General features: G+C 66.7%; 25 protein-coding genes. 5 read left to right on the plus strand and 20 right to left on the minus strand.

Going from position 1 to position 21,501, the window contains the following annotated elements; translation table 11 throughout:
- Positions 1–7: 7 nt before the first annotated feature.
- On the minus strand, positions 8–1,000 hold the full coding sequence (locus CDQ91_RS09895; RefSeq protein ID WP_088472679.1) for a dipeptide epimerase: 993 nt from the start codon (positions 998–1,000) through the stop codon (positions 8–10).
- Between the two features lie 170 nt (positions 1,001–1,170).
- Between CDQ91_RS09895 and CDQ91_RS09900 the strand changes: the two genes are divergently transcribed.
- Positions 1,171–1,566, plus strand: coding sequence for a YkvA family protein (locus CDQ91_RS09900; RefSeq protein WP_088472680.1), 396 nt, complete (start codon positions 1,171–1,173; stop codon positions 1,564–1,566).
- 50 nt (positions 1,567–1,616) lie between these two features.
- Here CDQ91_RS09900 and CDQ91_RS09905 read toward each other — a convergent pair whose 3' ends face one another.
- Positions 1,617–2,195, minus strand: coding sequence for a hypothetical protein (locus CDQ91_RS09905; RefSeq protein WP_144036739.1), 579 nt, complete (start codon positions 2,193–2,195; stop codon positions 1,617–1,619).
- Between the two features lie 303 nt (positions 2,196–2,498).
- Positions 2,499–3,719 carry a polyhydroxyalkanoate depolymerase gene (locus tag CDQ91_RS09910; RefSeq protein ID WP_088472542.1) on the minus strand — a complete coding sequence of 407 codons (1,221 nt, stop codon included), beginning with the start codon at positions 3,717–3,719 and terminating at the stop codon, positions 2,499–2,501.
- 272 nt (positions 3,720–3,991) lie between these two features.
- Between CDQ91_RS09910 and CDQ91_RS09915 the strand changes: the two genes are divergently transcribed.
- The 3 genes from CDQ91_RS09915 to CDQ91_RS09925 all read left to right on the plus strand — a co-directional run bounded on the left by CDQ91_RS09915 (position 3,992) and on the right by CDQ91_RS09925 (position 6,736).
- Positions 3,992–4,249, plus strand: coding sequence for a YjhX family toxin (locus CDQ91_RS09915; protein WP_088472543.1), 258 nt, complete (start codon positions 3,992–3,994; stop codon positions 4,247–4,249).
- Between the two features lie 104 nt (positions 4,250–4,353).
- A complete protein-coding gene (locus CDQ91_RS09920) occupies positions 4,354–6,165 on the plus strand; it encodes an ABC transporter transmembrane domain-containing protein (RefSeq protein WP_088472681.1) in 1,812 nt (603 codons plus the stop codon).
- 28 nt (positions 6,166–6,193) lie between these two features.
- Positions 6,194–6,736 (plus strand): DUF1993 family protein, encoded by a 543-nt coding sequence (locus CDQ91_RS09925; RefSeq protein WP_088472682.1) that lies wholly within the window; start codon positions 6,194–6,196, stop codon positions 6,734–6,736.
- 24 nt (positions 6,737–6,760) lie between these two features.
- Here the strand turns inward: CDQ91_RS09925 and CDQ91_RS09930 are convergent, their stop codons facing one another.
- From CDQ91_RS09930 to CDQ91_RS09980, 11 genes are all read right to left on the minus strand, one after another.
- Positions 6,761–7,183, minus strand: a complete 423-nt coding sequence (locus CDQ91_RS09930) for an ExbD/TolR family protein (protein ID WP_088472544.1) — start codon at positions 7,181–7,183, stop codon at positions 6,761–6,763.
- 258 nt (positions 7,184–7,441) lie between these two features.
- Positions 7,442–8,557: an OmpA family protein gene (locus CDQ91_RS09935; protein WP_088472545.1), complete on the minus strand. Its 1,116-nt coding sequence runs from the start codon at positions 8,555–8,557 to the stop codon at positions 7,442–7,444.
- Positions 8,558–8,687: 130 nt separating this feature from the next.
- A complete protein-coding gene (locus CDQ91_RS09940) occupies positions 8,688–9,140 on the minus strand; it encodes a DUF2793 domain-containing protein (RefSeq protein WP_088472546.1) in 453 nt (150 codons plus the stop codon).
- A gap of 12 nt (positions 9,141–9,152) precedes the next feature.
- Positions 9,153–11,330, minus strand: coding sequence for a phage tail protein (locus tag CDQ91_RS09945; protein WP_088472547.1), 2,178 nt, complete (start codon positions 11,328–11,330; stop codon positions 9,153–9,155).
- Positions 11,331–11,405: 75 nt separating this feature from the next.
- Entirely contained in the window at positions 11,406–11,822 is a 417-nt protein-coding gene (locus tag CDQ91_RS09950) for a C40 family peptidase (RefSeq protein ID WP_237245918.1), read from the minus strand.
- Complete coding sequence (locus CDQ91_RS09955; protein ID WP_237245930.1) at positions 11,815–12,633, minus strand: DUF2163 domain-containing protein; 819 nt, start codon at positions 12,631–12,633, stop codon at positions 11,815–11,817. The genes CDQ91_RS09950 and CDQ91_RS09955 overlap by 8 nt, the downstream gene beginning before the upstream one ends.
- On the minus strand, positions 12,633–14,963 hold the full coding sequence (locus CDQ91_RS09960; protein WP_088472548.1) for a DUF2460 domain-containing protein: 2,331 nt from the start codon (positions 14,961–14,963) through the stop codon (positions 12,633–12,635). The genes CDQ91_RS09955 and CDQ91_RS09960 overlap by 1 nt, the downstream gene beginning before the upstream one ends.
- Positions 14,964–15,138: 175 nt before the next feature.
- Entirely contained in the window at positions 15,139–15,714 is a 576-nt protein-coding gene (locus CDQ91_RS09965) for a tail tape measure protein (RefSeq protein WP_088472549.1), read from the minus strand.
- Positions 15,707–15,874, minus strand: coding sequence for a phage tail assembly chaperone (locus CDQ91_RS09970; RefSeq protein WP_237245919.1), 168 nt, complete (start codon positions 15,872–15,874; stop codon positions 15,707–15,709). The genes CDQ91_RS09965 and CDQ91_RS09970 overlap by 8 nt, the downstream gene beginning before the upstream one ends.
- Before the next feature lie 202 nt (positions 15,875–16,076).
- A complete protein-coding gene (locus tag CDQ91_RS09975) occupies positions 16,077–16,388 on the minus strand; it encodes a gene transfer agent family protein (RefSeq protein ID WP_088472551.1) in 312 nt (103 codons plus the stop codon).
- Positions 16,385–16,792: a phage major tail protein, TP901-1 family gene (locus tag CDQ91_RS09980; protein ID WP_088472552.1), complete on the minus strand. Its 408-nt coding sequence runs from the start codon at positions 16,790–16,792 to the stop codon at positions 16,385–16,387. Before CDQ91_RS09980 ends, CDQ91_RS09975 begins: the two co-directional genes overlap by 4 nt.
- Before the next feature lie 49 nt (positions 16,793–16,841).
- Here CDQ91_RS09980 and CDQ91_RS09985 point away from each other — a divergent pair, with 49 nt between their 5' ends.
- Positions 16,842–17,177 carry a hypothetical protein gene (locus CDQ91_RS09985; RefSeq protein ID WP_088472553.1) on the plus strand — a complete coding sequence of 112 codons (336 nt, stop codon included), beginning with the start codon at positions 16,842–16,844 and terminating at the stop codon, positions 17,175–17,177.
- A 156-nt stretch (positions 17,178–17,333) separates the two neighbouring features.
- Here the strand turns inward: CDQ91_RS09985 and CDQ91_RS09990 are convergent, their stop codons facing one another.
- The 6 genes from CDQ91_RS09990 to CDQ91_RS10010 all read right to left on the minus strand — a co-directional run bounded on the left by CDQ91_RS09990 (position 17,334) and on the right by CDQ91_RS10010 (position 21,497).
- A complete protein-coding gene (locus tag CDQ91_RS09990) occupies positions 17,334–17,726 on the minus strand; it encodes a DUF3168 domain-containing protein (protein WP_237245920.1) in 393 nt (130 codons plus the stop codon).
- On the minus strand, positions 17,723–18,271 hold the full coding sequence (locus tag CDQ91_RS09995; protein ID WP_088472554.1) for a head-tail connector protein: 549 nt from the start codon (positions 18,269–18,271) through the stop codon (positions 17,723–17,725). The genes CDQ91_RS09990 and CDQ91_RS09995 overlap by 4 nt, the downstream gene beginning before the upstream one ends.
- Positions 18,268–18,549 (minus strand): phage fiber-tail adaptor protein, encoded by a 282-nt coding sequence (locus CDQ91_RS10000; RefSeq protein ID WP_088472555.1) that lies wholly within the window; start codon positions 18,547–18,549, stop codon positions 18,268–18,270. The genes CDQ91_RS09995 and CDQ91_RS10000 overlap by 4 nt, the downstream gene beginning before the upstream one ends.
- Positions 18,550–18,568: 19 nt before the next feature.
- A complete protein-coding gene (locus tag CDQ91_RS21260) occupies positions 18,569–18,733 on the minus strand; it encodes a hypothetical protein (protein ID WP_158213651.1) in 165 nt (54 codons plus the stop codon).
- Entirely contained in the window at positions 18,730–20,223 is a 1,494-nt protein-coding gene (locus CDQ91_RS10005) for a tail fiber domain-containing protein (RefSeq protein ID WP_088472556.1), read from the minus strand. Before CDQ91_RS10005 ends, CDQ91_RS21260 begins: the two co-directional genes overlap by 4 nt.
- A 131-nt stretch (positions 20,224–20,354) precedes the next feature.
- Positions 20,355–21,497, minus strand: coding sequence for a phage major capsid protein (locus CDQ91_RS10010; RefSeq protein WP_088472557.1), 1,143 nt, complete (start codon positions 21,495–21,497; stop codon positions 20,355–20,357).
- Between the last annotated feature and the right edge of the window lie 4 nt (positions 21,498–21,501).

Genomic DNA, 21,501 nt, shown 5'->3' on the forward strand with positions numbered 1-21,501 from the left:
GATTTCTTCATCCCGCAGGCGGCCCGATCCGCCCTTCGCGAAATTCAAACCCTCCATCGCGGTCGCGCCCCAGCAGCGCCGGCCCGTCGAGATCAACCCAGCGCGCCCGCTGCGCCAGCACAAAGGCCGGCGCAATGGCCAAGCTGGTGCACAACATACAGCCGACCATGATCGACAGCCCCGCCGCATCGGCGGCATCGGCAAGCCGCAACGCCTCGGTCAACCCGCCCGCCTTGTCGAGTTTGATATTCACCCCGTCGTAAAAGGCACCGATCCGCGCGACATCGGCGGCGGTGTGACAGCTTTCATCGGCAACAAAGGGCAGCGGCGCATAAATGGGGTCGAGCAGCGCGTCGGCGCCGACCGGCACCGGCTGTTCGATCATTTCGACCCCCATGTCGGCGAGCGCCTCGGCCTCGCTCAAAATATCGACTTCCCCCCAGCTTTCATTGGCATCGACGATCAGCCGCGCTTCGGGCGCGCCCTTTCGCACCGCGGCGACGCGCAGCCGATCCTCGTCGCCGGTCAGCTTGAGCTTGAGCAGGCGATAGCCGTCGGCAGCGGCAGTCGCCGCCTGTTCGGCCATCGCGCCGGGGGTGCCGAGCGAGATGGTAAAGGCGGTGACGCGCGCGGTCGGTGCACTGTCGAGCCCGACAAGCTGCCACAGCCGAAGCCCCCGCTGCCGCGCCTCCATATCCCAAAGCGCACAGTCGAGCGCATTGCGCGCCGCGCCGGGTGCCAGCAATTCCTGCACCGCCGCGCGCGCCTCCGCCGCGCCCATGTCGGCGATATGCGGCGCCACGCGCAGCAACTGGTCGCGGCACCCCGCCGCATCCTCGCCATGATAATAGATGGGCGTCCCCTCGCCGCGCCCGACGGCGCCCTCCCCCTCGATCTCGGCGACGACGACATCGACATGCGCCCGGGCGCCGCGGCTGATCACAAACGCCCCGGCAACGGGCCAGCGTTCGACACGCGCGCTTTTCAGTTGGATGGCCATCATGCGATCATAAGCCAAGACCGCCATCCCGCAACATCGCCATTGCGAGGAGCCGAAGGCGACACGGCAATCTCCAACTATCGTGATTGTACATGGTCAAAGGCTGGAGTTTGCTCCCCCCGGCCTTCGCCGGGGTCGCAATGACGAACAAACTATTTATGGTGCGCACGATGACCGGCAAATCCTTATCCGAACGTATCGGCGACCTCGGCCTCCGCCTCGCTATCGAAGCCCATACCGCATGGCTCGCCGCGCGCGACCCGCGCGTGCCCTGGCTCGCCCGCCTCCTCGCCATCGCCGTCGCGGCCTATGCGCTCTCGCCGATCGACCTCATTCCCGATTTCATTCCCCTGTTCGGCTGGCTCGACGATCTCATCATCGTGCCGCTGGGCTTATGGGCGGTGCGCCGCCTGATCCACGCGCCCCTCTGGGCCGAACTCCACGGCGCCGCCGAGGCGGCGAGCGAGCGCCCCTCGAGCCGCGTGGGCATGGCTGTCATCCTGCTGCTGTGGGCGGGGCTGCTCTATCTTATCTACTGGGGCGTGCGGACATCGCCCTGGCATTGAGCAAATCAGGCGGGTTGAACGTCCGTCATGGGGTGAGAATCGGACGTTTCCTACGCGGGCCGATAAAAGCGCTGATCGAAGTCCAGACTGGCGCGAAAAGTAAGGCCGGACACAATCTCCTGACCCCGACTCAGCGTCGTTTCCTGAAGACCCCGGTCCGTCTTGAACCCCATGGCGATGACGAAGACCGGAGGAAAATCGGATCGCCCGCAGCGAAGGTCGCCGGGTGGATGAGGGGGCGTATCGGAACCCTTTTCAAAAACGGCCATGGAGTAGACCAGCGGCTGAAACGGGTCGAACATGTGACCGCTGAAGTCACCCAGAATCTTGGGAAAACATTCGTGGAGGAGGTCAATGGCGTTGGCGGCTCCCCAGCGGCCACCCTTTCCGTCGACATAAAAATCGACGACTACGCTCGGATCGCAATCTTGACGAAAGAACTTGTCGATGCTGTTGTTGTTCCAGTGATGACGCAAGGCTTCCAGCTTGGACGACATGCGTTGGCGATCAATCGACATCGCTGAAAATGGCAGCGTGGTAATGGCGCAGGCTTCGGCGCGACCCGTTAGCGCGGAAGCAGCTACTAAACCTGATGCTAGCGCGATGGCTTCTCTACGATCCCATGCCATTTGATGCCCCTGTATAGAGTATGATTTGGACGGGATACATCGCATCGGTTAATGTCTGTTATCGGTCGCTTTCAGACCGTCCGATATTTCCGTTCGTGTAGAGCGAAGTCGAGACACCCATCGACATAGCGCCGGGCCGAGGGGCGTCTCGACTTCGCTCGATGCGAACGGGGTCGTCAGGTCGACTATCGGTCGCTTTCGACCATTCCCGCTCCCCGGCGAAGGCCGGAGCCCAAGGCGTGAATGAGCAGACCTCACGTCGCAGCGTTCCGGACCCCGCCTTTCGCGGGGAACAGCTTCGCCTCATCCCCCGTTGCTGCGGATCCATTTCTCGACCACCGGCGCAATATCCTCACGCCATTTGCGGCCATTGAAAATGCCATAATGGCCGACGGTTTCCGCCATAAAATATTGCTTCTTCGCTGCGGGCAGCGATTTGGTCAGCGTCAGCGCCGCCTTGGTCTGGCCCAGCCCCGAAATATCGTCGCGCTCGCCTTCTATCGCCAGGATCGCAATATCCTCGATCGCATTCAGATCGACGGGCTTGCCGCGGTGCAGCATCTCGCCCTTCGGCAGCAGATGGCGCTGGAACACGACATCGACCGTCTGCAGGTAGAATTCCGACGTCATGTCGCACACCGCGCGATATTCGTCGTAAAATTCCTTGGTCTTGTCGGCGCTTTCGCCGTCGCCATCGACCAGATGTTTGAACATCGACCAATGGCTCATCATGTGATTGCCAAGGTTCATCGACATGAAACCCGCGAGCTGCAAAAAGCCCGGATAGACCCGGCGACCAGCGCCGGGATAATAGGCCGGCACCGTCGCGATGACATTTTCCTGGAACCAGGCGTGCGGCCGCGTCATCGCATGTTCGTTGACCGCGGTCGGTGCCTCGCGCGTGTCGATCGGCCCGCCCATCATCGTCAGCGTCGCGGGACGGCACTTATGCTTGTCCGCCGCCATGATCGCCGCAGCGGCAAGGCTCGGCACCGACGGCTGACACACCGCCAGCACATGCGCGCCGGGGCCGATATGCTCGAGCCAGCCGATCAGATAATCGACATAATCGTCGAGGTCGAACTTGCCCGCTTCCAGCGGCACATTACGCGCGTCGCGCCAGTCGGTGATCCACACGTCATGACCGGGCAGCATGCGCTCGACCGTGCCGCGCAGCAGCGTCGCATAATGGCCCGACATCGGCGCGACGATCAACAGCCTGGGCGCGCCCTTCGTGCCCTTATGCTGGAAATGCTTCAGCTGTCCAAAGGGCTTCCGCGCCTCGATCGTTTCGGTCACCCGCACCGTCTCGCCATCGACGATCGTTTCGAAGAGGTCGAAGCCGGGCTTGCCGCGCGGAGCGGAGGCATGGGCGAAAACCTCCAGCGCCGACGCGAACATCGGGCTGCCGCCGAAATAACCGAGCGGATTCGCGGGATGTTGCATCGCCTGTGCCCCCGCGGTCGCGAGCGCGCTCGCACCGGCGAGCCAGTTCTTCTGCATTTCAAAGGCGTGATAGAGCATATTCGTTCCTTGCGTTGCCCCCAGCGGCGCTCTTTGGCGCCTGCTTGTTAGCACCAGTCTAGGGCGTCGGTTTTATTGTGCAATGCATCAAAATCGTTGCAGCCGCGAATATTTGCCCATAATCTGCCGCATCGACGCACCTTTGCGCCGCTGGAGCCTTTTATGTCTGAGATTGCGGGCAACCGCTAACATCCCGGCGAAAACGGGATGACTGGAGCGTGCTGACCTCTGTGTCCGCGCGCCTTTGTTGCTTTATATCCCGGACATATCCCATGAATATTTCGAAAGCGGAGCAGCGCGTCCTCCATGTGCTGGCGCAGGGCGGCATGATCCGCCATCGGCGCAGCGAGAACGGTCAGATCGTCGAGGCGCTCTGCTTCACCCGCGAAGATTTTGTCCTCGCGCAGACCGACCTGCCGCTGTTCAACCGGCTGCGACGGCGCGGCTTCATCGCCTCGCACGGCGGCGCACCGTACCGCATCACACAGGCGGGACTCCGCGCGGTGCGGGCGCAACTCGACAACCGTTAATGCAGAAGGGGAGCGCGATAATCGCGCTCCCCTTCATAATCTTTGAAGCCCCGCGCCATTCTGCGACGTTGAGCCGCATCATCGCGGCTGCTAGGGCGATCGCAATGGCGACAACATCCGAACCATCCGCCCTCCCCGCAGCGACCGAAGCGCCGGAGCCCCGCCGCCGCAAGCTCGGCAGCCTGCGCATGATCTGGCACTATGCCAGCCGCTATCCGCTGCAGGTGCTGATCGCCGCAGTCGCGCTCAGCGTCGCCGCGCTCGCGACCCTCGCCATTCCCTGGCAGTTCAAGGAAATGATCGACAGCGGCTTCGTCGCCGGCGGCGGCGACGTCGCGCCGCATTTCCGGCTATTCTACATCATCGTGCTGCTGCTCGCTGCGGCCACCGCGCTGCGCTTCTATTTCGTCAGCTGGCTGGGCGAGCGCACCGTCGCCGACATTCGCCAGGCGGTGCAGCGCAATCTGCTCAGCCTCGCCCCCGGCTTCTTCGAGGAAAACCGTCCGTCCGAAATCGCCTCGCGGATGACATCGGACACCTCGATCATCGAACAGGTCGTCGGCACCACCGTATCGGTGGCGCTGCGCAACCTCGTGATGGGAATCGGCGGCATCGCCTATCTCTTCTCGCTCTCGCCCAAACTCACTGGCGGTATCTTGCTCGGCATCCCGGTGATCATCATGCCGATCGTGCTGCTTGGGCGAAAACTGCAGAATGTCTCGCGGTCGAGCCAGGATCGCGTCGCCGACATCGGCGCCACCACCGCCGAACAATTGGGCGCGATGAAGATCGTCCAGGCTTTCGGTCAGGAAGAACGCGAAGCGAAGCGCTTCGCCGACGCCGTCGAGGCGACCTTCGACACCGCCAAGCGCCGCATTCGCCTGCGCGCAATGATGACCGCGATCGTCATCGGCCTGCTCTTCGGCGCGATCACCACCCTGCTTTGGTATGGCGCCGCGGGCGTCGCCGCGGGCACGATCACCGGCGGCACGATCGCCGCCTTCGTCCTCACCGGCGGGCTTGTCGCGGGTGCGTTCGGCGCGCTCACCGAAGTCTATGGCGACCTGCTCCGCGCCGCCGGCGCCGCCGAGCGGCTCAGCGAATTGCTCAACGCCGAGCCCGGCATCGCCCCGCCTGCAAAGCCGCGCGCCTTCCCCGAACCCGCCGTCGGAACACTCGAGTTTCGCGCCGTCGAATTCCATTACCCGACCCGCCCCGACGCCCCGGCGCTCCACAACTTTTCGCTCGCCATCCGGCCGCGCGAGACGATCGCGATCGTCGGCCCCTCGGGCGCCGGCAAGTCGACCCTGTTCCAGCTCGCCGAGCGCTTCTACGATCCGCAAGGAGGGCAAATCCTTCTCGACGGCGTTCCGCTGACCGAGGCCGACCCCGCCGATATCCGCGCTCGCATCGCGATGGTGCCACAGGAAACGGTGATCTTCGCCGCCTCGGCGCGCGACAATCTGCGCTATGGCAATTGGGACGCGACCGACGAACAATTGTGGGACGCTGCGCGCGCCGCCAATGCCGAGGAGTTCCTGCGCAAGCTGCCACAGGGTCTCGACACTTTCATGGGTGAGGGCGGCGCCCGCCTGTCGGGTGGCCAGCGCCAGCGCGTCGCCATCGCCCGCGCCCTGCTCCGCCGCGCGCCCTTGCTGCTACTCGACGAAGCAACCTCGGCGCTCGACGCCGAGTCCGAAAAGCTCGTTCAGGACGCGCTCGAAACATTGATGCACGACCGCACAACGATCGTCATCGCCCACCGGCTCGCAACGGTGCGCGCCGCCGATCGCATCATCGTGATGGACGACGGCCGCATCGTCGAAGAGGGCAAGCATGACGCGCTCGTCGCCGCGGACGGCCTCTACGCGCGCCTCGCGCGGCTCCAGTTTCAGGACAATCTCGCCGCCGCCTGAGACACCCTCCCCCTTGAAGGATATGCCGATGTCGCTGCTCTATAATCTCTCCGTCCCTGCCTGGCAGAATGGCCTCAAGGCGCTGTCGGGTGAATTGGACAAGGCGCTGAATTGGAGCGCCGCCAACGACGTCGGCGAACTGCAGTTCGCGACCGCGCGCCTCGCGCCCGACATGTTCCCGCTCGCGTCGCAGGTTCGCTTCACCTGTGCGCAGGCCTTGCAGCCGCTGGCGCGCCTCGGCGTTTCCGACGTTCCCGAATTTACCGAGGATGCGTCCGATTTCGCGGGCATGCAGGAACAGATCGCCGCCGCCCTGGCCTTTCTCGCGGCGGTCGAGCCCGCCGCGCTGGGCGACGATGGCGACCGCGCGATCAGCTTTACCCTGCCCAATGGCATGACCTTCGACATGACCGCCTTCGACTATCTTCGCGACTGGGCACAGCCGCAATTCGCCTTCCACCGCGTCGCGGCCTATGCGGTGCTGCGCCATATGGGCGTCCCGCTCGGCAAGGCCGACTATGTCAGCTATGTCCTGCGCTACCTGCGCCCCGGAACCGCCCCCGCCTCCTGAACGGCGGGGCGCGGCTCGCGCGCCTCAGATCAGACCGCGATATTCATATATGCCCGGAAAGGCGAGCTTGCTGCCGCCATTTCGCCGGATCGCGCCGATCGCCTGATCGACGCGCAGATATCGCGCGCGCGCATCGGGTTCGAGCAGGATCGTCGCCGGTTCGGCGCGCTCCGACGCCTCTTTCACCAGCACGCCCAATTGGGCGAGGTCGATCGCCTCCGCATTCCAGCGAATGACGTCCGCCGTATCGATCGTCACCCGATTTTCGTCGGCGACCTTCACCCCGTTCGCCCCTGTCGGCAGCGTGACATCAACGCTGTGCGTCGGCGGCGGAATGGTGATGATGAACATCACCAGCATGACCAGCATCACGTCGATCAGCGGCGTCGTGTTGATGTCGGGGTCACCATTTGGGTCGGCACGGAAAATGCTGCGACGTCGGCGCATAGCCTCTCTCCCGGTTTCCGGGCCGGCGCGCGGGCTCTTGATTGGCGGCCAGCCTCGGCGTCGAGGCACAAGACCATCCCCATGCCCCACAATGACATGGTATATCATAATTTCGCAAAGACAAGCGCCGATCGCTTCCTTCCGTAGCGGCGCGACCCTGGCCCGCACGGCGTCATCCAACGCCCATAAAGAAAGGGCGGCGCCTTGCGGCACCGCCCCTCTTTTTCGTCCCATCCCCGTCGGGAATGGAAATCGATCTTACATGCCCGAGTTCGGACCGTAAGTGATTTCCACGCGACGGTTCTGATCGTTGCGAACGCCATCGGCGGTTGCAACGGCCGGGCGCGATTCGCCGAACGCTTCTGCGCTGATCGAGCCGTCCGAGATACCGCGAGCGGTCAGATAGCTGCGAACCGCGTCGTTGCGGCGCTGCGACAGGCCGACGTTGTACTTGGCTGCACCCGAACGGTCGGCGTGACCGGCGAGCATGACCTGCGTACCCGTGCAACCACGGTTGTAGGCGCTGATCGCGTTGTCGAGCGTCGAAGCCGCTTCCGGCGTGATGTTCGACTGATCCCAGTCGAAGTACACGATATACGGTCCGGGCTCACACACCACCGGCGGCGGCGGCGGGGGAGGCGGCGGGGGCGGCGGGGGAGGCGGCGGCGGCGGCGGAGGTGCCACAACCGGAACCGGCTCAGCGCCACCGAAGTTGTAGGTCAGCGTGCCCAGGATCGAGTGCGAACGGAAGCGCGTCGAAACGTCGCGACCGCCCTGGTCGACCAGGTCAAGATTGTCGGCGTTGAAGAAACGATACTTCAGGCCGGCATCCCAGTTGCTGGTCAGCGGAGCGCGGATGCCCGCGATCGCCTGCCAGGCAAAGCCCGTGTCCGAATCGTCAAGGAACGCACCGGCGAAGACCGGCTCGACCGAAACGCGTGCAACACCGGCACCGCCGCCGACGAAGCCCTGAAGGCCATCATCGTCGCCGAAGTCGAGCATGCCGTTGACCATGAAGCTCAACACGTTCGAATCGCCATTCAGCGGCGTCGTGCCAGTGAACGAGCCCGCGCCATTTGCGAATGCGGGAATGCCGGGAGCACCGAAGGTGCCGCCCTTGATGTCGGCTTCGCGATAGCCGACTTCAACTTCAGCGCGGAAACCGCCGAAGTCATAACCGACAGTACCTTCGAAGTCGTAACCTTTACGGTGATCGAGAGTGCCTGCATTTGGGATAGTGCCGATATCGAGGTCCATATCCTCGACGATCATCACACCACCACCAACACCAACATACCATGAGTTGTCGCGTGCCAGAGCAGGCGACGCCAGGGCAGTGGAGGCCAACGCCACGGCGACGGCTAGCTTCCTCATAATAAATTCCCCTTTCAATTGAGCTTTACGTCTCGTCAGACGTCCTACTCGTGCCTTTGGTTCCGCGCAACCCAACAAATCGCCAATATGTTGCCAAAAAGTCGCACTTTGCACGCGAATAGGTGCAAAATTAGCCCGAATTCAGAAGGCCCTGCGCGCCGAGGTGGAGAATCAATCCGATGATGGCAGACCGCGCTTCGGAATCCACTGTAACGCCTCCGGCAGGCGCCGCAATTGTTGCCGGTTCGCTCCACCCGCTGCCGTCGCATCGCAGCCAGGCGCCGTCGGTCAGCCGCACCACCCGCATCCCCGCGCGAGGCGCTGCAAAGCGCCAGCCTCCGGCCGTCCATATCGCGACCGCGCCCGCCTCGCCGGCCCAGACACCGCTCGGCGCGGTGCCGACCAGCCAGCATTGTCCCTCCAATGGCCCGCCCGGCGGAACATCCAGCGGCCCGTCCTCGATCGCTGCGTGAAGCAGCGCATCGAGCAAGGACAGGGCCTCATTGTGCGTCACTTCCTTCTGCGCCTGCGCCACCGCCAGCAGCGGCAGCGAGAAACGCGGCGTCGCGGGAATATCGGTCATGCTGTCATCCTTTCATGTGAGCGGAAGCGTGAGGGGCAGCGACAGGGCGAAATCGCCAATCTGGCGAATTTCCATCGCCCGCCCGGGCGGTACGGTCGCCATGGCCACCGCCGGAATATGGAGTTCGGGCGTCAGACATTCCCAAGGCCCGACGCCGGCGACGGCGGGAACCACCGCCACGCGCCAGGCGGCACGACTCTCGCCAACCGGCAGGTCGACATGGTCACGCCAACCCGTATCGACGCGACTGCGCCGCACCCAGCCAATATTCACGCCGCCCGCGCCATCGCGTCGGACCCGCCCATGCACCGGGGTCAGCGGCCGTAGCGCCACCGCCCCACCGGGTACGTCGACCTCGGCCAGCGCCATTCCGTTCCGCGATGTCCATTGCAACGTCGCCCCCGCGCCCTCGGCCACACCCGCAAGGTCGCCGGGCAGCATCAGCAACGCCGGGTCATCGAGCAACACAAATGGCGCGCCCATATCATGGGTCATCGCGCCTTCGGTTCCGCTGCGCCCGCGAAGCAGCCGCGACAGACGCCAAAGGCTCGGCCCGACCGCGTCGGCGCGCCCAAATTGCAACAATTCGCCGCCGATCACCGCGCGGTTCGCCCCGCTGAACAGTCCGGCATCGTCGACCGATTCCAGGATCATCGACGGATTGACCAGCCTCACCAGCGCGCTGTTGGCATCGTCGAACAAGGCGCGACTTCCCACCGCCAGCGGCGCGTCCAATTCCCCCAGCGCCGTGGCCGGACGGAGCGTACCAACAGGCACCGGCGCCGATCCGGGCGCCGCGACGAACCAGCAGTCGGCGCCGCGCCAGCCGTCGTTGCTTCCCGCCCCCGCCACCAGCAATTGCGGCACATTCGCCGCCGGATTGCCGATATTGGGCAAGTCGAACATCTGCACCATGGCAACAGCGTCCGGCCAATCGGGCGCGGTCACCGGCGTTCCCGGATCGGCGCCGACCTCATCGACCGGCAATGGCTGGTGGCGGCGCAGCTCGAGCAACACTTCGGCGGCACGCACCGTCCGCGCTGCCAGCCGCCAGCCACTGCCGTCGGCCAGCGTCACGACGCCGCCGACCGGCAGCGCGAGCGCGGCAAGATCGCCCCGCCACACCAGCGCTTCGCGCCCGTCGGCCACCGCACCCGCCATTTGCCGCGCCAGCGCCCGCGCCGAAGCCGCGGGCAGCACTGCTGGCAGGTCGATCCGCTCCTCCCGCACGCCGCCGCCCGCGACGATGCTCGCCTGCTGGCCCAGCTGATAATCGCGCTCGGGCTCATAGTGACGTAACCGGATGATGCCCGGCAATGCGTCCATTGGCGCTCGCCGCCGTTCGGCGCAATCGGTCGCCGCCTCGTCCCGCCGCGCTTCGCGAAAATCCGCCAGCGCGACCGACGCGCCAGCCAATGCGGCGGGCATCAGCCGCCATCCATCCGGCCGGCTCGCCAGCCGCACCGCATCGGCCTCGAACAAGGGCGCCAGCGCATCGCGCGCGCGGTCGCCCGACGCGGCATAGCCCGCAAAAGGCCAGCGCCCGGCGCAACGCCCCGCCTCGCCCAGCAAGACATCGCCAACCAGCCCCGCATCGACATCGCCCGCATCGGCCTCGACCTCAAAGGTCAAAGACGGGATACGGTTGCCAAAATTCGCCAGCTCCAGCTCCTCAAACACCGCATAAGAGAGTCCACGAAACGCGCTCGCCGATGCCATGCCGACCGCCGATGCGATCAACGGATCGGCCGCCTGATCCTCGCCGCCGCCGTACCAGCGAAAGATGCAGCGCTCCTGAAACGTCCCGCTCGTCCCGCGCAGCAAATTGCCATCGGCCCAGATGCGCCTGATCGCTCGGATCGGCCGCGACGACAGCGCGACCGCGAGCGACGCGGCATAGCTAAACTCGGTCACCGACGGCCGCCCCTTGCCGCCACCGCGCTTGTTCCGGCGTTCGATCAGGTCGGTCGCCCAGATCACGCTGCCCGCGACGCGCATCGTCCCGAACATCTGCGGGATCTGCTGGCCATAGGTCGACGCCTGCACCTTCAGATCGGCAAGCCGCGGCCCTTCGCGTCCCTTGGGCTTGAAAATCTCGGCGTCGATCTGCTGGCCGACGGCGGCCCCGATCGCCGCCCCGACCGGTCCGCCCACGATCCCGCCGACCACCGTCAGCACCAAAGTCGCCATAATCTACCCCCAATCCGAAAGATTATCCTCCCCTTCCGCCAGCGGGAGGGGCAGCGAGACTTGGGCGCTTGCGCCCTAGTCGCAGCGGGGTGGGCAGAGCCGCCACAAAGCCGCATCCTCCCTCCCGGCATCAAACGGCGTCTCAACCACCCGCCGCAGCCCCGCATGCGCGTGCACCAGACTCGCCGGCCCGGTCAGCCCCAAATGAAATTGCCCCGCGGCAAAGGCGATCAACGCAACATCGCCATCGCGCGCCTCCGCATCGACAGGCACAAACCCCGCCGCCTCCAGCGCCGCCGCCACGCGCGCCCGCGCCCACCCGCGTAGAGGATAGTCTCGCGGCCGCACCAATCGCCGCCCGATCGCCGCATAGGCCGCCCACACCAGCCCAACGCAATCGACCCCCATCGCCGGATCACACCCCTGCGCACGAAACGGCACCCCGACCATCGCCCGCGCCGCCGCAAAGGCGCGCGCGCCAACCTCACCCACCGGGATAACGCGTCAGCAAATCATTCCCCGGCAGATGCGCCTCGCCGCGAAAATTCACCGCATTGCCAAAGCGCGCGGTGCAGGTCGCAAGCTGTTTGTCGCACCCTTCGATCAACCGCACCCGCAGCGGCAGCGCCGCCGCCAGCGGCGGCCCCTCGGCCAGATGCAGCGCCGCGCCATCGGCTGCGATCACCGGCGACGCGAGCCCGCAATTCGCACCCTCGATCCACATCAACTCTCCAAAATCCATCGCAGCCACCGCGCTGTCGAGCGTCACGATCCGCCCCGCGACCGCAACCACCCGCCGAAAATGCGTGCGCGGCGCCATATCGACCCGGCACGCCCGGTCCCCCAGCAGCGCGCGGCAGCTTGGCGAGGTCGCCGGGCACACCGGCCGGTCGAGCATCCGCGTCACCCCCTGCAACTCCGCCGTAAACGCCGCACCACGCCGCTCCACCGCGCCCAGCGACCCGCGCGCGACCGTCACCGGCGCGGCGTCAGCCCCGGTCCAGTCGGTGACGAACAATTCGAGTTCGGCGCCATCCCAGCGCCCCGCGTCCAGATCATCGGCGGCAATCGCATCGCTCGCCAGCCCGCCCTCCAGATCCAGCGTCTCCATGTCCAGACTGTCGCTCGTCTCCAGCGCCGACGGCTTCATCCCCGGTGCGGCGCGATAGACGAGCCCGCCGACGGTCAGGTCGCGGTCGTGCGAGGTCAGCCCGATCACGACCCCATCGCGCCGCGACAGCCGCCAGCACCAGGCGAGCGTCACCAGCTCTTCGCGCAGCCAGTCGGGCGCGGCGGTCATCATCACCACGACGCCCGCACCTCGACCAAGGGCACACTCGCCATCTCACCCGCCAGAAAGGTCGCGCGGCTGACCTCCAGCCGATCCTCGGCAAAGCGCACCGCGACATCGAACCGGAAACCCGCCCGCACCGCCGCCCCCGGCGGCGGGGGTGCATCGAACAGCAATTCGCCCCCCCCGGTCACTGCAAAGGCCGCCGTCTCGATCCCGTCGACCGACGCCCGCACGCTGCCATCCACCGGCAACCGGATCGCGCGCATCTGCACCGCGTCGCCGTCACCATATCGCTTCACCAGCGCGAACTGCCGCCGGCTGCCATCGCCGGTCCCCAGCAACTGATCCTCGGCCCCGGGCATCCCGCCATCGGCCGCCGAGCTGCCATCGAACGGATCGCGAAAGCGGAACCCCCGCGCCGCGCCGCGCCGGGCGCGAAAGAAATCGGCCAGCGTCCGCACATCGGCTTCGGATCGCACCCCCGGCCCCGCATCATAGCGCATCCGCGCCTCGGCCCATTCGCTCGCGCGCTGTTCGTGCCCCGATGGCGAGGCGATGATCTGGGTCGAAAATTCGGTCACCACCATCGCCTCGCGGCCGATCGCCAGCGGGAAATCCACCGCATCAAATGCCTGCACATCATCCTCCCCATCGAATGTCACAAAGCCGTCGCGCGCCACCTGCGGCAGCGCCCAGACGAACGTCCGCGCCACCCCGGCGCGCCGCGCCGCATCGGCGGCATCGGCAATCGCTGCCCACTGCGCGCGATCCTCAGGCTTCAGCACGAAACCCGAAAAATAATGCTGCTCCTGAACCGGATAGCCGAGCCGTTCGACCATCGCCGCCCGCGCGCCCTCGGTCTCGGCCCCGCGTCCACCCGTCACCCAGTCATAATCCTCCAGCTGCAGCACATCGAAGGCCGGCGCCGCCCAGCCGACCGGCACATTCGCACGCCTCACCTCGGGGGCTTCGGGGTCGAGTACGGTCGGCAGAAAGACAAGCAAATGGCTCACCAGTTCGGGAGCCTCATCGCGCACCGCTGCAACCAGCGCCGCAGTCGATCCCGCGAGCAAAGCGCCCAGCGCATCGAGCATCGCCCGCTGCCCCGCACTCAGCGTCCCGCGCACATCGGCAATCGGCACACTCGCCGCTCCCAGCGCCGCCGCCGTCGCACCATCATAGGCGCAAATCCGCCCACCACTCGCGATCCACCACCATGGCTCGCCCACCTGGAATTTCACCGCCAGCCCCGCCTCGCGCCCGATTGCAACAAACGCCCGCGCGACCAGCTGCAAATAGCCCATCGCCTCGGCGTTCGCGGGCGAAAGCAGGGTCGACGGCGGCTCCCATCCGGTCAGCGCCGGTGCCCCTGCCGCATCGCGCTGCTTCCAATCCTCGGGGCAATAGGCATCGAAAACTTCATAAGAGAGCGACCATATCAGCCCCAGCCCCGCCGCCCTGCACGCCGCCGCAAACTCCCGGTGCCAAGCCGCGCAAGGCGCATTGATCGCACCACCCGCAACATCGGCGACAAAGCCACCCCCCACCGCCGCGAGCCGCATATAATGGCTCATCCCGACATAATGGACGGCATCGCCGCGATAGCCCAATTGCACGATCTGCCGCACCAGCCGCGCCGGGGTCAGATGATAGCTGTCGTCATAACCGCTCGCGATACCCAGCCCCCCCTTAGTCGGGTCCAATTCGGGCATCATCACGTCGCCGATCGCCAGCACCGATCCCGACCCTGAACAGGTGATGTCGCGCATCTCGGCCCAGCCCTCCACCGGTCCGGCCAGCACCTCCGCGCCGCCATCATAGCCCGGCGGCGCCAGCGAAATGAACATCCGGTCGATGTCGCCCGCCCACACCGGATCACCTTCTCCGGGCAACAAAAAGCCGCCGACAAGCGCATCGAAATCGAGCGAAACGACCGCATCCTCGCCCGTCCCGACCGCATAATTCCACAGCCGCACATACCAGGCGCGCGCGAGACCTGCCGCATCGCGCCCCTCGATCGTCAGCGTCGGCCCGTGCAGCGCATCGAGCGGCTTCAACCCGCCCGAACGCCAGCGAAAGCGCAACTGCGTATGCCGGAAATCGCGCCGCGTCTCATAGGCGAGCAAAGGATGATCCCAGCGATCTTCGCTTTCCCAGATCAACCCCGCCAGATCTTCTTTCCGATAAAATACCGCCTCGACCCGCAGCGTCCCCGGCGTGTCGCTCGTCACGCTCGCCATCATCGGTCGCGCGAAATCGACCGTCCAGAAACGCGGATCGAACCGCTTCAGCCAACCCCGTCGATGATGCGGCTCGGCCGCCGCCAGCGCCCAGCCCATCACGCCTCTCCCCTCCCGCAGGCGGGAGGGGCAGCGAGACTTGCGAGCTTGCTCGCTAGCCGCAGCGGGGTGGGCAAATGCACCGCCGCGTGCCCACCCCCAACCCCTCCCGCAAGCGGGAGGGGAGCGATCGGGTCGCGCTCGAAACCAAAACCTTCCACCACGCCATTTCTCCCTATTCCCCCGCCACGACGGCACGCCGCACCGCGCGCGCCAGCTGCCGCCCGGTCTGCGCCAGCCGCTGCGGGTCGCTCCCCGCCTCACCGCGCACATTCACCGTGATCGCGATGTTGCGCACCGTCCCGCCCGCGGCCTCGACCCGCCCGCTCGCGGTCGGCACGAACAGCTCGGGTCCGCGCTCGCCGACGCGATAGGCGCGCCCCGCGCTTACCGGCCCGCCGGTCGCCCGCCCCGGCGCCCCGAAAAGCGCCATCGCCAGGCTGGTCCCCAGCGACAGCAACCCGCCGCTACCGCCCGATCCGCCGCCCCCGCCCATCGCCGCACCGATCCCGTTCGCAATCGCCGCACGCGCGATATCGGCCATCACCGACAGCGCGATCCGCTTCAGATCCTCAAACCCCATTTTGCCGCTGACGATCGCGCGGTTCAGCGCCCGCTCGATCCCGCGCCCCGCCGCATCGGCCGCCGACACCAGTCCGCCGTCCAGTTCGGCGCGCAGCACCGCAATGTCGCGGCGAAACGCCCCGGTGTCGGCGCGCACCGCCACCACCATCTCGTCGATCTCATCCATCGGGAAATGCCTCCATCATCGCCGTCAGCCCGCCCCGGTCGAGCGGCGCCTCGGCCTCCTCACCGACCCACCCCGCCAGCACCCCCGCCACATCGGCCGGCGTCGCGGCCCAAAAATCCTCGGGCCGCCACCCCGCCACCCGCGCCATCAGTCCGAGCAAAGGCAGAGCCGCAGCGCCAAAAAACTCTGCCTCACGGCCATCGATCCTCCCTGTCGCGCAGCGATGGGGAGGTGGCAGGGGCATTGCCCCTGACGGAGGGGCCTTTGGCGCCACCGCAGCAACCCCTCCACCACGCCCTGCGGGCGCGGTCCCCCTCCCCATGCCTGCGGCACAGGGAGGATCAACTTGCCGCACCCCCACCTCACCGCCCCTGCAAAATCTGTCCCAGCAGCACGCGCAACGCCGGGGTCGCCCCCGCCAGTCCCGCCGCGACCACCGCCTCACCCACCGCCTCGCGCGTCAGCCCATCGGACCGGTCCCTCACGCAATGCCAGAACAGGCAGGCCATCTCGCCCAGCCCCAACCGCCCATCGGCCGCCCGCTCGACCAGCGCGAACAGCGGTCCCAGTTCTTCCTCCGCCGCGACCAGTGCCGCAAAGCTCGGGCGCAGCACCAGCACCGCCCCGTCGACGCGCAGTTCCGCCTCGCCGCGCAAAGCGTTTGCCCCGCTCACAGGCTCACCACCGCGCCGCTCGATTCCAGGTTCAGCGTGTAATTGCGCTCCCCATTATAATCGCCGGCATAGTCGAGCCGCGTGACCAGGAACCGCCCCTGCATCCGCTCGCCACTTTCAAAGCTCAGTTCATAATCGTCGATCGCGCCCGCCAGCGCATGGCCGCGCAATCGCACCTCGGCGTCGGAGCCGGTAAAAATGCCCGCCGCGCTGACCGAAACCGAACGCACCCCCGCGCCCGACAGCAGTTCGCGCCAGCCACCCGAATCCTTGGTCGTGACATTGACCGCCTCGCCGTTCACCGACAGCTGCGTCGTGCGCAGCCCCGCAACGGTGCGATAGGTCGGCGGCGCCGCGCCATCACCGATCTTGAGCAGAAAAGCGCTCCCATTTTCAATCGCCATCGTCTATTCTCCTCACCAGAAAAATCATGCGTTAACGGGGAGTCGCAGGATGCTGTTTACGACAATATTACTGGCCGCCATGGCGCCCGCGCCGACCGGCGCGGTCGATACGACGCGCGCCGCCTTCACCAAATGTCTGCGCGACCATGTGAAGAAATCGCTGGAGGCCAAAATGCCGGCCGGCGAATTTGAAGTGGCGGTCAAATCCATCTGCAACGACGAACGCGCCGCCTTTCGGGGCGCGGTCATCGCGTTCGGCCGCTCGGGCGGCGATTCCGAAAAGGTCGCATCCGAAGACGCCGACATGCAGATCGACGATTATCACGCCAATTTCGTCGACAAATATAAGGATTACGCCGACACGAACACATTGCCCGGCGATTGATCGCCGGCCGCATCTGACCTGTTCCCCGGCGAAAGCCGGGGCCCAGGGCGGGCTGAACCGACGCTTGTGCCATATCGCACTGGCCCCGGCTTTTGCCGGGGAACAGGCAAGGCTAGTCCGGGCTCGTCCTCGCGCCCGCGCGCGACTCAAAAATCCTCACGCCGCCAAACAGCGACAACGCAGGATGACCTCGTGCCGCCAGCCGCCGTCGCGCACGAAGGCAAAGCGCGTACGGATCATCCGCGCGCTCACGATCGACCAGCCATCGGCCGGACCGCGCATAGCGGGCACGATCACCGCGATACGCCCCGCCGCCCGGTCCTCGAGGCTGCTCCCCACACCTGCCAGCGTCAGCGTCACGCGGACCTCCCGCCCGGCGCGATCCTTGGTCCCCCAATCATTCCCCTCGGCCGCCCCCACCGACACATAGGGCGCGCTCGCTCGCGGCGGAACGCCGTCAAAGACGCCATGGACCAGCCCGGCCAGTTCGCCATCGGCCGCCAGTTGCGCGAGCGCCTTGGCGCGCACCGCCTGCTCGGCGCTGATCATCGCCCGCCCCCCAGCGTCAGCCGCCGCCAGGGCTGCCACAAGGCGGCGATCGCCGCCGGCGGGGCCTCACCCGCCCCGTCGCGCGCATCGTGCAGATGCTGCGTCATGCGGACGATGCCCTGGCGGATCGCCTCGGGAATGTCATTGGCTCCCTCGGCCATTCCCGCGCGATAGGCGATGCGCACGCGTATCGCGTCGCCCGGGTCATGGACGGTCACAAAGGCGGTGCCGTCGCGGCCGATCACCGTCCGATAGTCGCCCTCGCCCAATTCGCGTTCGCCGCCATCGGCCCGCAACAAGGCCGCGCCATCCACCGCGATCACCGGGCGAGCGCTCAACGGCACGGCGCGGGTCTGCAAGGACAAAATCTCCTCGCCCGCACGCACGATCAACCACTGGCCGACAAAGGCCTCGCAGATGTTCGTCGCGGCGCGGACCATCTGCGCGACGACGGCATCGTCGATCGTCGCGCCCAGCCGCAACCAGCTGCGCGCTTCGTTCAGGCTCACCGGAGCGTCGCCCGGAAACAGGCTTTGCGCCATCATCGTTCCTCCACCCGAACCGTCAACGACCGCTCATCGATCTGCCCGTCGCTCATCGTCACCCGGTTGGTGACGCGATAGACATGGCCCGCAATCCCGCCGGACAGCGTCGCGGTCGATTGCATCAGGTCGTGCGCGGCCGCCGCGACGATCACCCCGCCCGCTCCATCCGGTACGACCGTCCAGCTGCTCGCTACGACCGCCTGCCCGTCGGGATAGGCAGTGCCCCAATCAAATTCGAAATCGATCCGCGCATCCGGATCCTTCACCATCATCGCCATGGCCGCTCCTCTCTCGCATTCAGGGTTTGCGCACGGTTGCGCGGCGGGCAGGGTCGCGGGCGACCCGCATCCCTTGCATCGGCCCGCGCCCGGCGCCCGGTTCGGGTCCGCCCCATTCGCTTGCCAGATCGCGCCCCGCCGCATCGCCCAGCGCGCGGGCCGCCAGCGCCGATCCGCCGATCATGCCGCCGCCTCCAGCGCGGCAATTCGCTGCTCCTGCGCGGCGATCAGGAACAGTGCCAGCTGATCCGGCCGAATTCCGAACCGGTCGCGCCGGATGGCCGGGTCGTCCGCGCCGTCCGCACCGTCCGTTCCGTCCAGCCATTCGTCCCAACACAAAAAAGCATAGGCCGTATCGCCCGGGCGACCGTCCGCATCCAGCGGATCGATCAGCCCTTCTGCCGCCATGATCGCCCATATCGCCTGCGCGCGAACCCCGAAATGCCGCCGCGCGCCGTTCACGCCCTTTGCCGCAATGGCATGGTTCCATTGATAAAAGCCCAGCTCGTCCATGATCCGGCGTGCCGCGCGCATCTCCGCCGGCGTCGCGCTGCCCCGCCATGCCTTTTCGCGCGCGTCCGACGTATTGATCGCGCCGGTCCCGGCATAGACGACGGCCCAGCGAAAGGACGCGCCGCCCAGCGCCTGACTATTGTCCGATGCCGCGCGCAGCGTGCCGCCAACCTCCAGCCGCAGGCGTTCGGTCGGCACAAAGCTGCCATGCGCCGTCAGTCCCGCATTGCCGAACCAGCTATGCGCGCCGCCTTCCTGCGTGTGGCGCGAAGCGACGGCGCCGCGCGCGATCCATCCACTGCCGCTGATGAATTCACAATTATGCGCCAGATTCGCGTCGTTGGAATAGCCCGACAGATATCCGCCGCCCGCTCCGCCATTGAGGCTGCTGCGGAGCGCCGTCGTGGTGTCGCCGATGCTTGCATAGGACACATCGCAATGGACCGGCCCGGCGGCGCCACCGCCGACAACATGCAAACGCGACGTCGGGCTGCTTGTCCCGATTCCCATATTGCCCGCGGCATCGATCCGCGCCCGCTCGGCGCCAGCGGTCGCGGTGGCGACCATATTCGCGCCCGGCCGGAACAGTCCGGTATCGGTGTCTCCGGCAAAGCCGATCGACGGCGTTGCCGCACTGCCGTTCTGCGCCGACAATCCGCCGCTCAGCACATGCCGGCCGTCGGCATCGCGAAACGGCAGCGTCGCCAGCGGGATATTCACCCAGCCGGTGCCGCGTCGCACCGTCAACAGGTCTTCGGACGCGCCAACCGACGCGCCGGCATGCGCCGTCGACAGCGGCTGCCTGGTCTGGATCGCGCTGGCCAGCGCGGCATCCGCCGCCTCGCTCGCGGCGAACCAGCGGGCCGCGACGGTCAGCGCGATCGTCTTCAGCCCCGGCGCAAAATCGACCGTCGCGTCCGTATTCGACGACGACATGACCTGTTCGCGAACGAGTCGGCCGCCCCCATCGATCTGGCCCGTCCCAACCTCCCACTGACCCGGATGGGCAATCCCGGCGATGGTATAGTGAAAGGCGACGCCGACGGGCACGGCGTCAGCAAAGCGGCGGTGCCCCGGAACCGCGCCCGCGGGCGTCAGCGGTCCGGTCCCGCCCTCCTGGCACAGCTCGCGCACCATATCGGCGAAAAAAGGAGTCGGCATGGCAAGGCCATCCTTTCCAGAAAATGATAGATTTGTCGGAAGAGCGGAATGACAATCCGCAATTGGCGCCCGCCCCGGCCCCGAAAGGGATAGGGGGTCGGACCGGGCGCCCATCGCACGTCAGCGCCGTGTCAGCTGGCGGCGAATTTCATCAGCTTGATGGCCTGCGAGTCGATCACTGCACCGCCGACCCTTTTTGTAGCATAGAAATGCACAAAGGGCTTGTTGCTGAACGGGTCGCGCAGGATGCGCGTCTCGCCGCGATCGGCGATCAGATAGCCGGCGCGGAAGTTGCCGAACGCGATCGACAGGCTGTTCGCCGCGACATCGGGCATATCCTCGGCCTCGACCACCGGATAGCCCAGCAGGGTAGCCGCCTGCCCTTCGACCAGCCCCGGCTGCCACAGAAATGCGCCGTCGGTGGTCTTGAACTTGCGGATGCGCGCCAGCGTGTCCGAATTCATCACCCACGACGCGCCCTGACGATAAGGCGCCTTCAGCGAGTGGACCAGCTCGACCAGCTTGTCCTGCGGGTTCGCCGCGGCAAAAGCCCCCGCCGCGCCCGACGCCAGATGCTGCAACGTTCCGAACGCGCGCACGCTGTCGACCTCATTCGTCGTCGCATAGGACAATATGCCCTTCGGCCGGTTCGTGCCATTGCCGCTCACGAACGCGCTGCCCTCGGCGACCGCAAATTCGCGCGCCAGCTCGTCGGCCAGCCAATCCTCGACATTGAACATCGCATCATCCAGCATCGCTTGGCTCGCCGCCGGATTGGCGTAAAGCTCGCCCGACGGCGGCACGATCTCGGCAAAGCTGCGCGCCGTCGTCTCGGGCCGCGCCGCGGTCTCGCCGACCCAGCCCGCGCCCATGGCGCCGGTCGCGATCAGCTTGCGATAGCCGCTCGACCCCGTCTGCACGACCGTCGCGATCGACCGGATCGGCGACAGCGATTTCAATGTCGCCGCAATCGTCCCGTCGATCTCGCGCGGCACCGCATAGCCGCCCTCGCCGCCCGACGCCCCCGACAGGCTCTTCATCTCGACACCGGCATCGATCCCGCGCCTCAGGTAACGCTCGACAAAGGCATCGCGCGCCGGATCGGCCGCCTTCGCCCCGTCGAGCGGCAGCCGCGACGCCGCGACCGCCTGTGCATCGACCTGCGCCTTCAGCGCCGCCACCGACGCCTTCAATTCACCGACCGCCTCGGCCGCCAGCACCGCATCAAACGCCCCATCGAGCGCATCCGCCTTCACTTCGATATCCACTTCCATGCTT

The sequence above is a fragment of the Sphingopyxis witflariensis genome (assembly GCF_002205635.1).
Lineage (GTDB): Bacteria > Pseudomonadota > Alphaproteobacteria > Sphingomonadales > Sphingomonadaceae > Sphingopyxis > Sphingopyxis witflariensis.

Coding starts and splice junctions, on each gene's coding strand:
- CDQ91_RS09965 (WP_088472549.1), bottom strand. CDS start 15,714: ATGGATGAGATCGACGAGATGGTGGTGGCGGTGCGCGCCGACACCGGG.
- CDQ91_RS10005 (WP_088472556.1), bottom strand. CDS start 20,223: ATGCCGACTCCTTTTTTCGCCGATATGGTGCGCGAGCTGTGCCAGGAG.
- CDQ91_RS09930 (WP_088472544.1), bottom strand. CDS start 7,183: ATGCGCCGACGTCGCAGCATTTTCCGTGCCGACCCAAATGGTGACCCC.
- CDQ91_RS10000 (WP_088472555.1), bottom strand. CDS start 18,549: ATGGCGATGATGGTGAAGGATCCGGATGCGCGGATCGATTTCGAATTT.
- CDQ91_RS09995 (WP_088472554.1), bottom strand. CDS start 18,271: ATGATGGCGCAAAGCCTGTTTCCGGGCGACGCTCCGGTGAGCCTGAAC.
- CDQ91_RS21260 (WP_158213651.1), bottom strand. CDS start 18,733: ATGATCGGCGGATCGGCGCTGGCGGCCCGCGCGCTGGGCGATGCGGCG.
- CDQ91_RS09895 (WP_088472679.1), bottom strand. CDS start 1,000: ATGGCCATCCAACTGAAAAGCGCGCGTGTCGAACGCTGGCCCGTTGCC.
- CDQ91_RS09940 (WP_088472546.1), bottom strand. CDS start 9,140: ATGACCGATATTCCCGCGACGCCGCGTTTCTCGCTGCCGCTGCTGGCG.
- CDQ91_RS09955 (WP_237245930.1), bottom strand. CDS start 12,633: ATGATGACCGCCGCGCCCGACTGGCTGCGCGAAGAGCTGGTGACGCTC.
- CDQ91_RS09920 (WP_088472681.1), top strand. CDS start 4,354: ATGGCGACAACATCCGAACCATCCGCCCTCCCCGCAGCGACCGAAGCG.
- CDQ91_RS09945 (WP_088472547.1), bottom strand. CDS start 11,330: ATGGCGACTTTGGTGCTGACGGTGGTCGGCGGGATCGTGGGCGGACCG.
- CDQ91_RS09960 (WP_088472548.1), bottom strand. CDS start 14,963: ATGGGCTGGGCGCTGGCGGCGGCCGAGCCGCATCATCGACGGGGTTGG.
- CDQ91_RS09900 (WP_088472680.1), top strand. CDS start 1,171: ATGACCGGCAAATCCTTATCCGAACGTATCGGCGACCTCGGCCTCCGC.
- CDQ91_RS09925 (WP_088472682.1), top strand. CDS start 6,194: ATGTCGCTGCTCTATAATCTCTCCGTCCCTGCCTGGCAGAATGGCCTC.
- CDQ91_RS09910 (WP_088472542.1), bottom strand. CDS start 3,719: ATGCTCTATCACGCCTTTGAAATGCAGAAGAACTGGCTCGCCGGTGCG.
- CDQ91_RS09915 (WP_088472543.1), top strand. CDS start 3,992: ATGAATATTTCGAAAGCGGAGCAGCGCGTCCTCCATGTGCTGGCGCAG.
- CDQ91_RS09985 (WP_088472553.1), top strand. CDS start 16,842: ATGCTGTTTACGACAATATTACTGGCCGCCATGGCGCCCGCGCCGACC.
- CDQ91_RS09990 (WP_237245920.1), bottom strand. CDS start 17,726: ATGATCAGCGCCGAGCAGGCGGTGCGCGCCAAGGCGCTCGCGCAACTG.
- CDQ91_RS09905 (WP_144036739.1), bottom strand. CDS start 2,195: ATGGCATGGGATCGTAGAGAAGCCATCGCGCTAGCATCAGGTTTAGTA.
- CDQ91_RS10010 (WP_088472557.1), bottom strand. CDS start 21,497: ATGGAAGTGGATATCGAAGTGAAGGCGGATGCGCTCGATGGGGCGTTT.
- CDQ91_RS09980 (WP_088472552.1), bottom strand. CDS start 16,792: ATGGCGATTGAAAATGGGAGCGCTTTTCTGCTCAAGATCGGTGATGGC.
- CDQ91_RS09935 (WP_088472545.1), bottom strand. CDS start 8,557: ATGAGGAAGCTAGCCGTCGCCGTGGCGTTGGCCTCCACTGCCCTGGCG.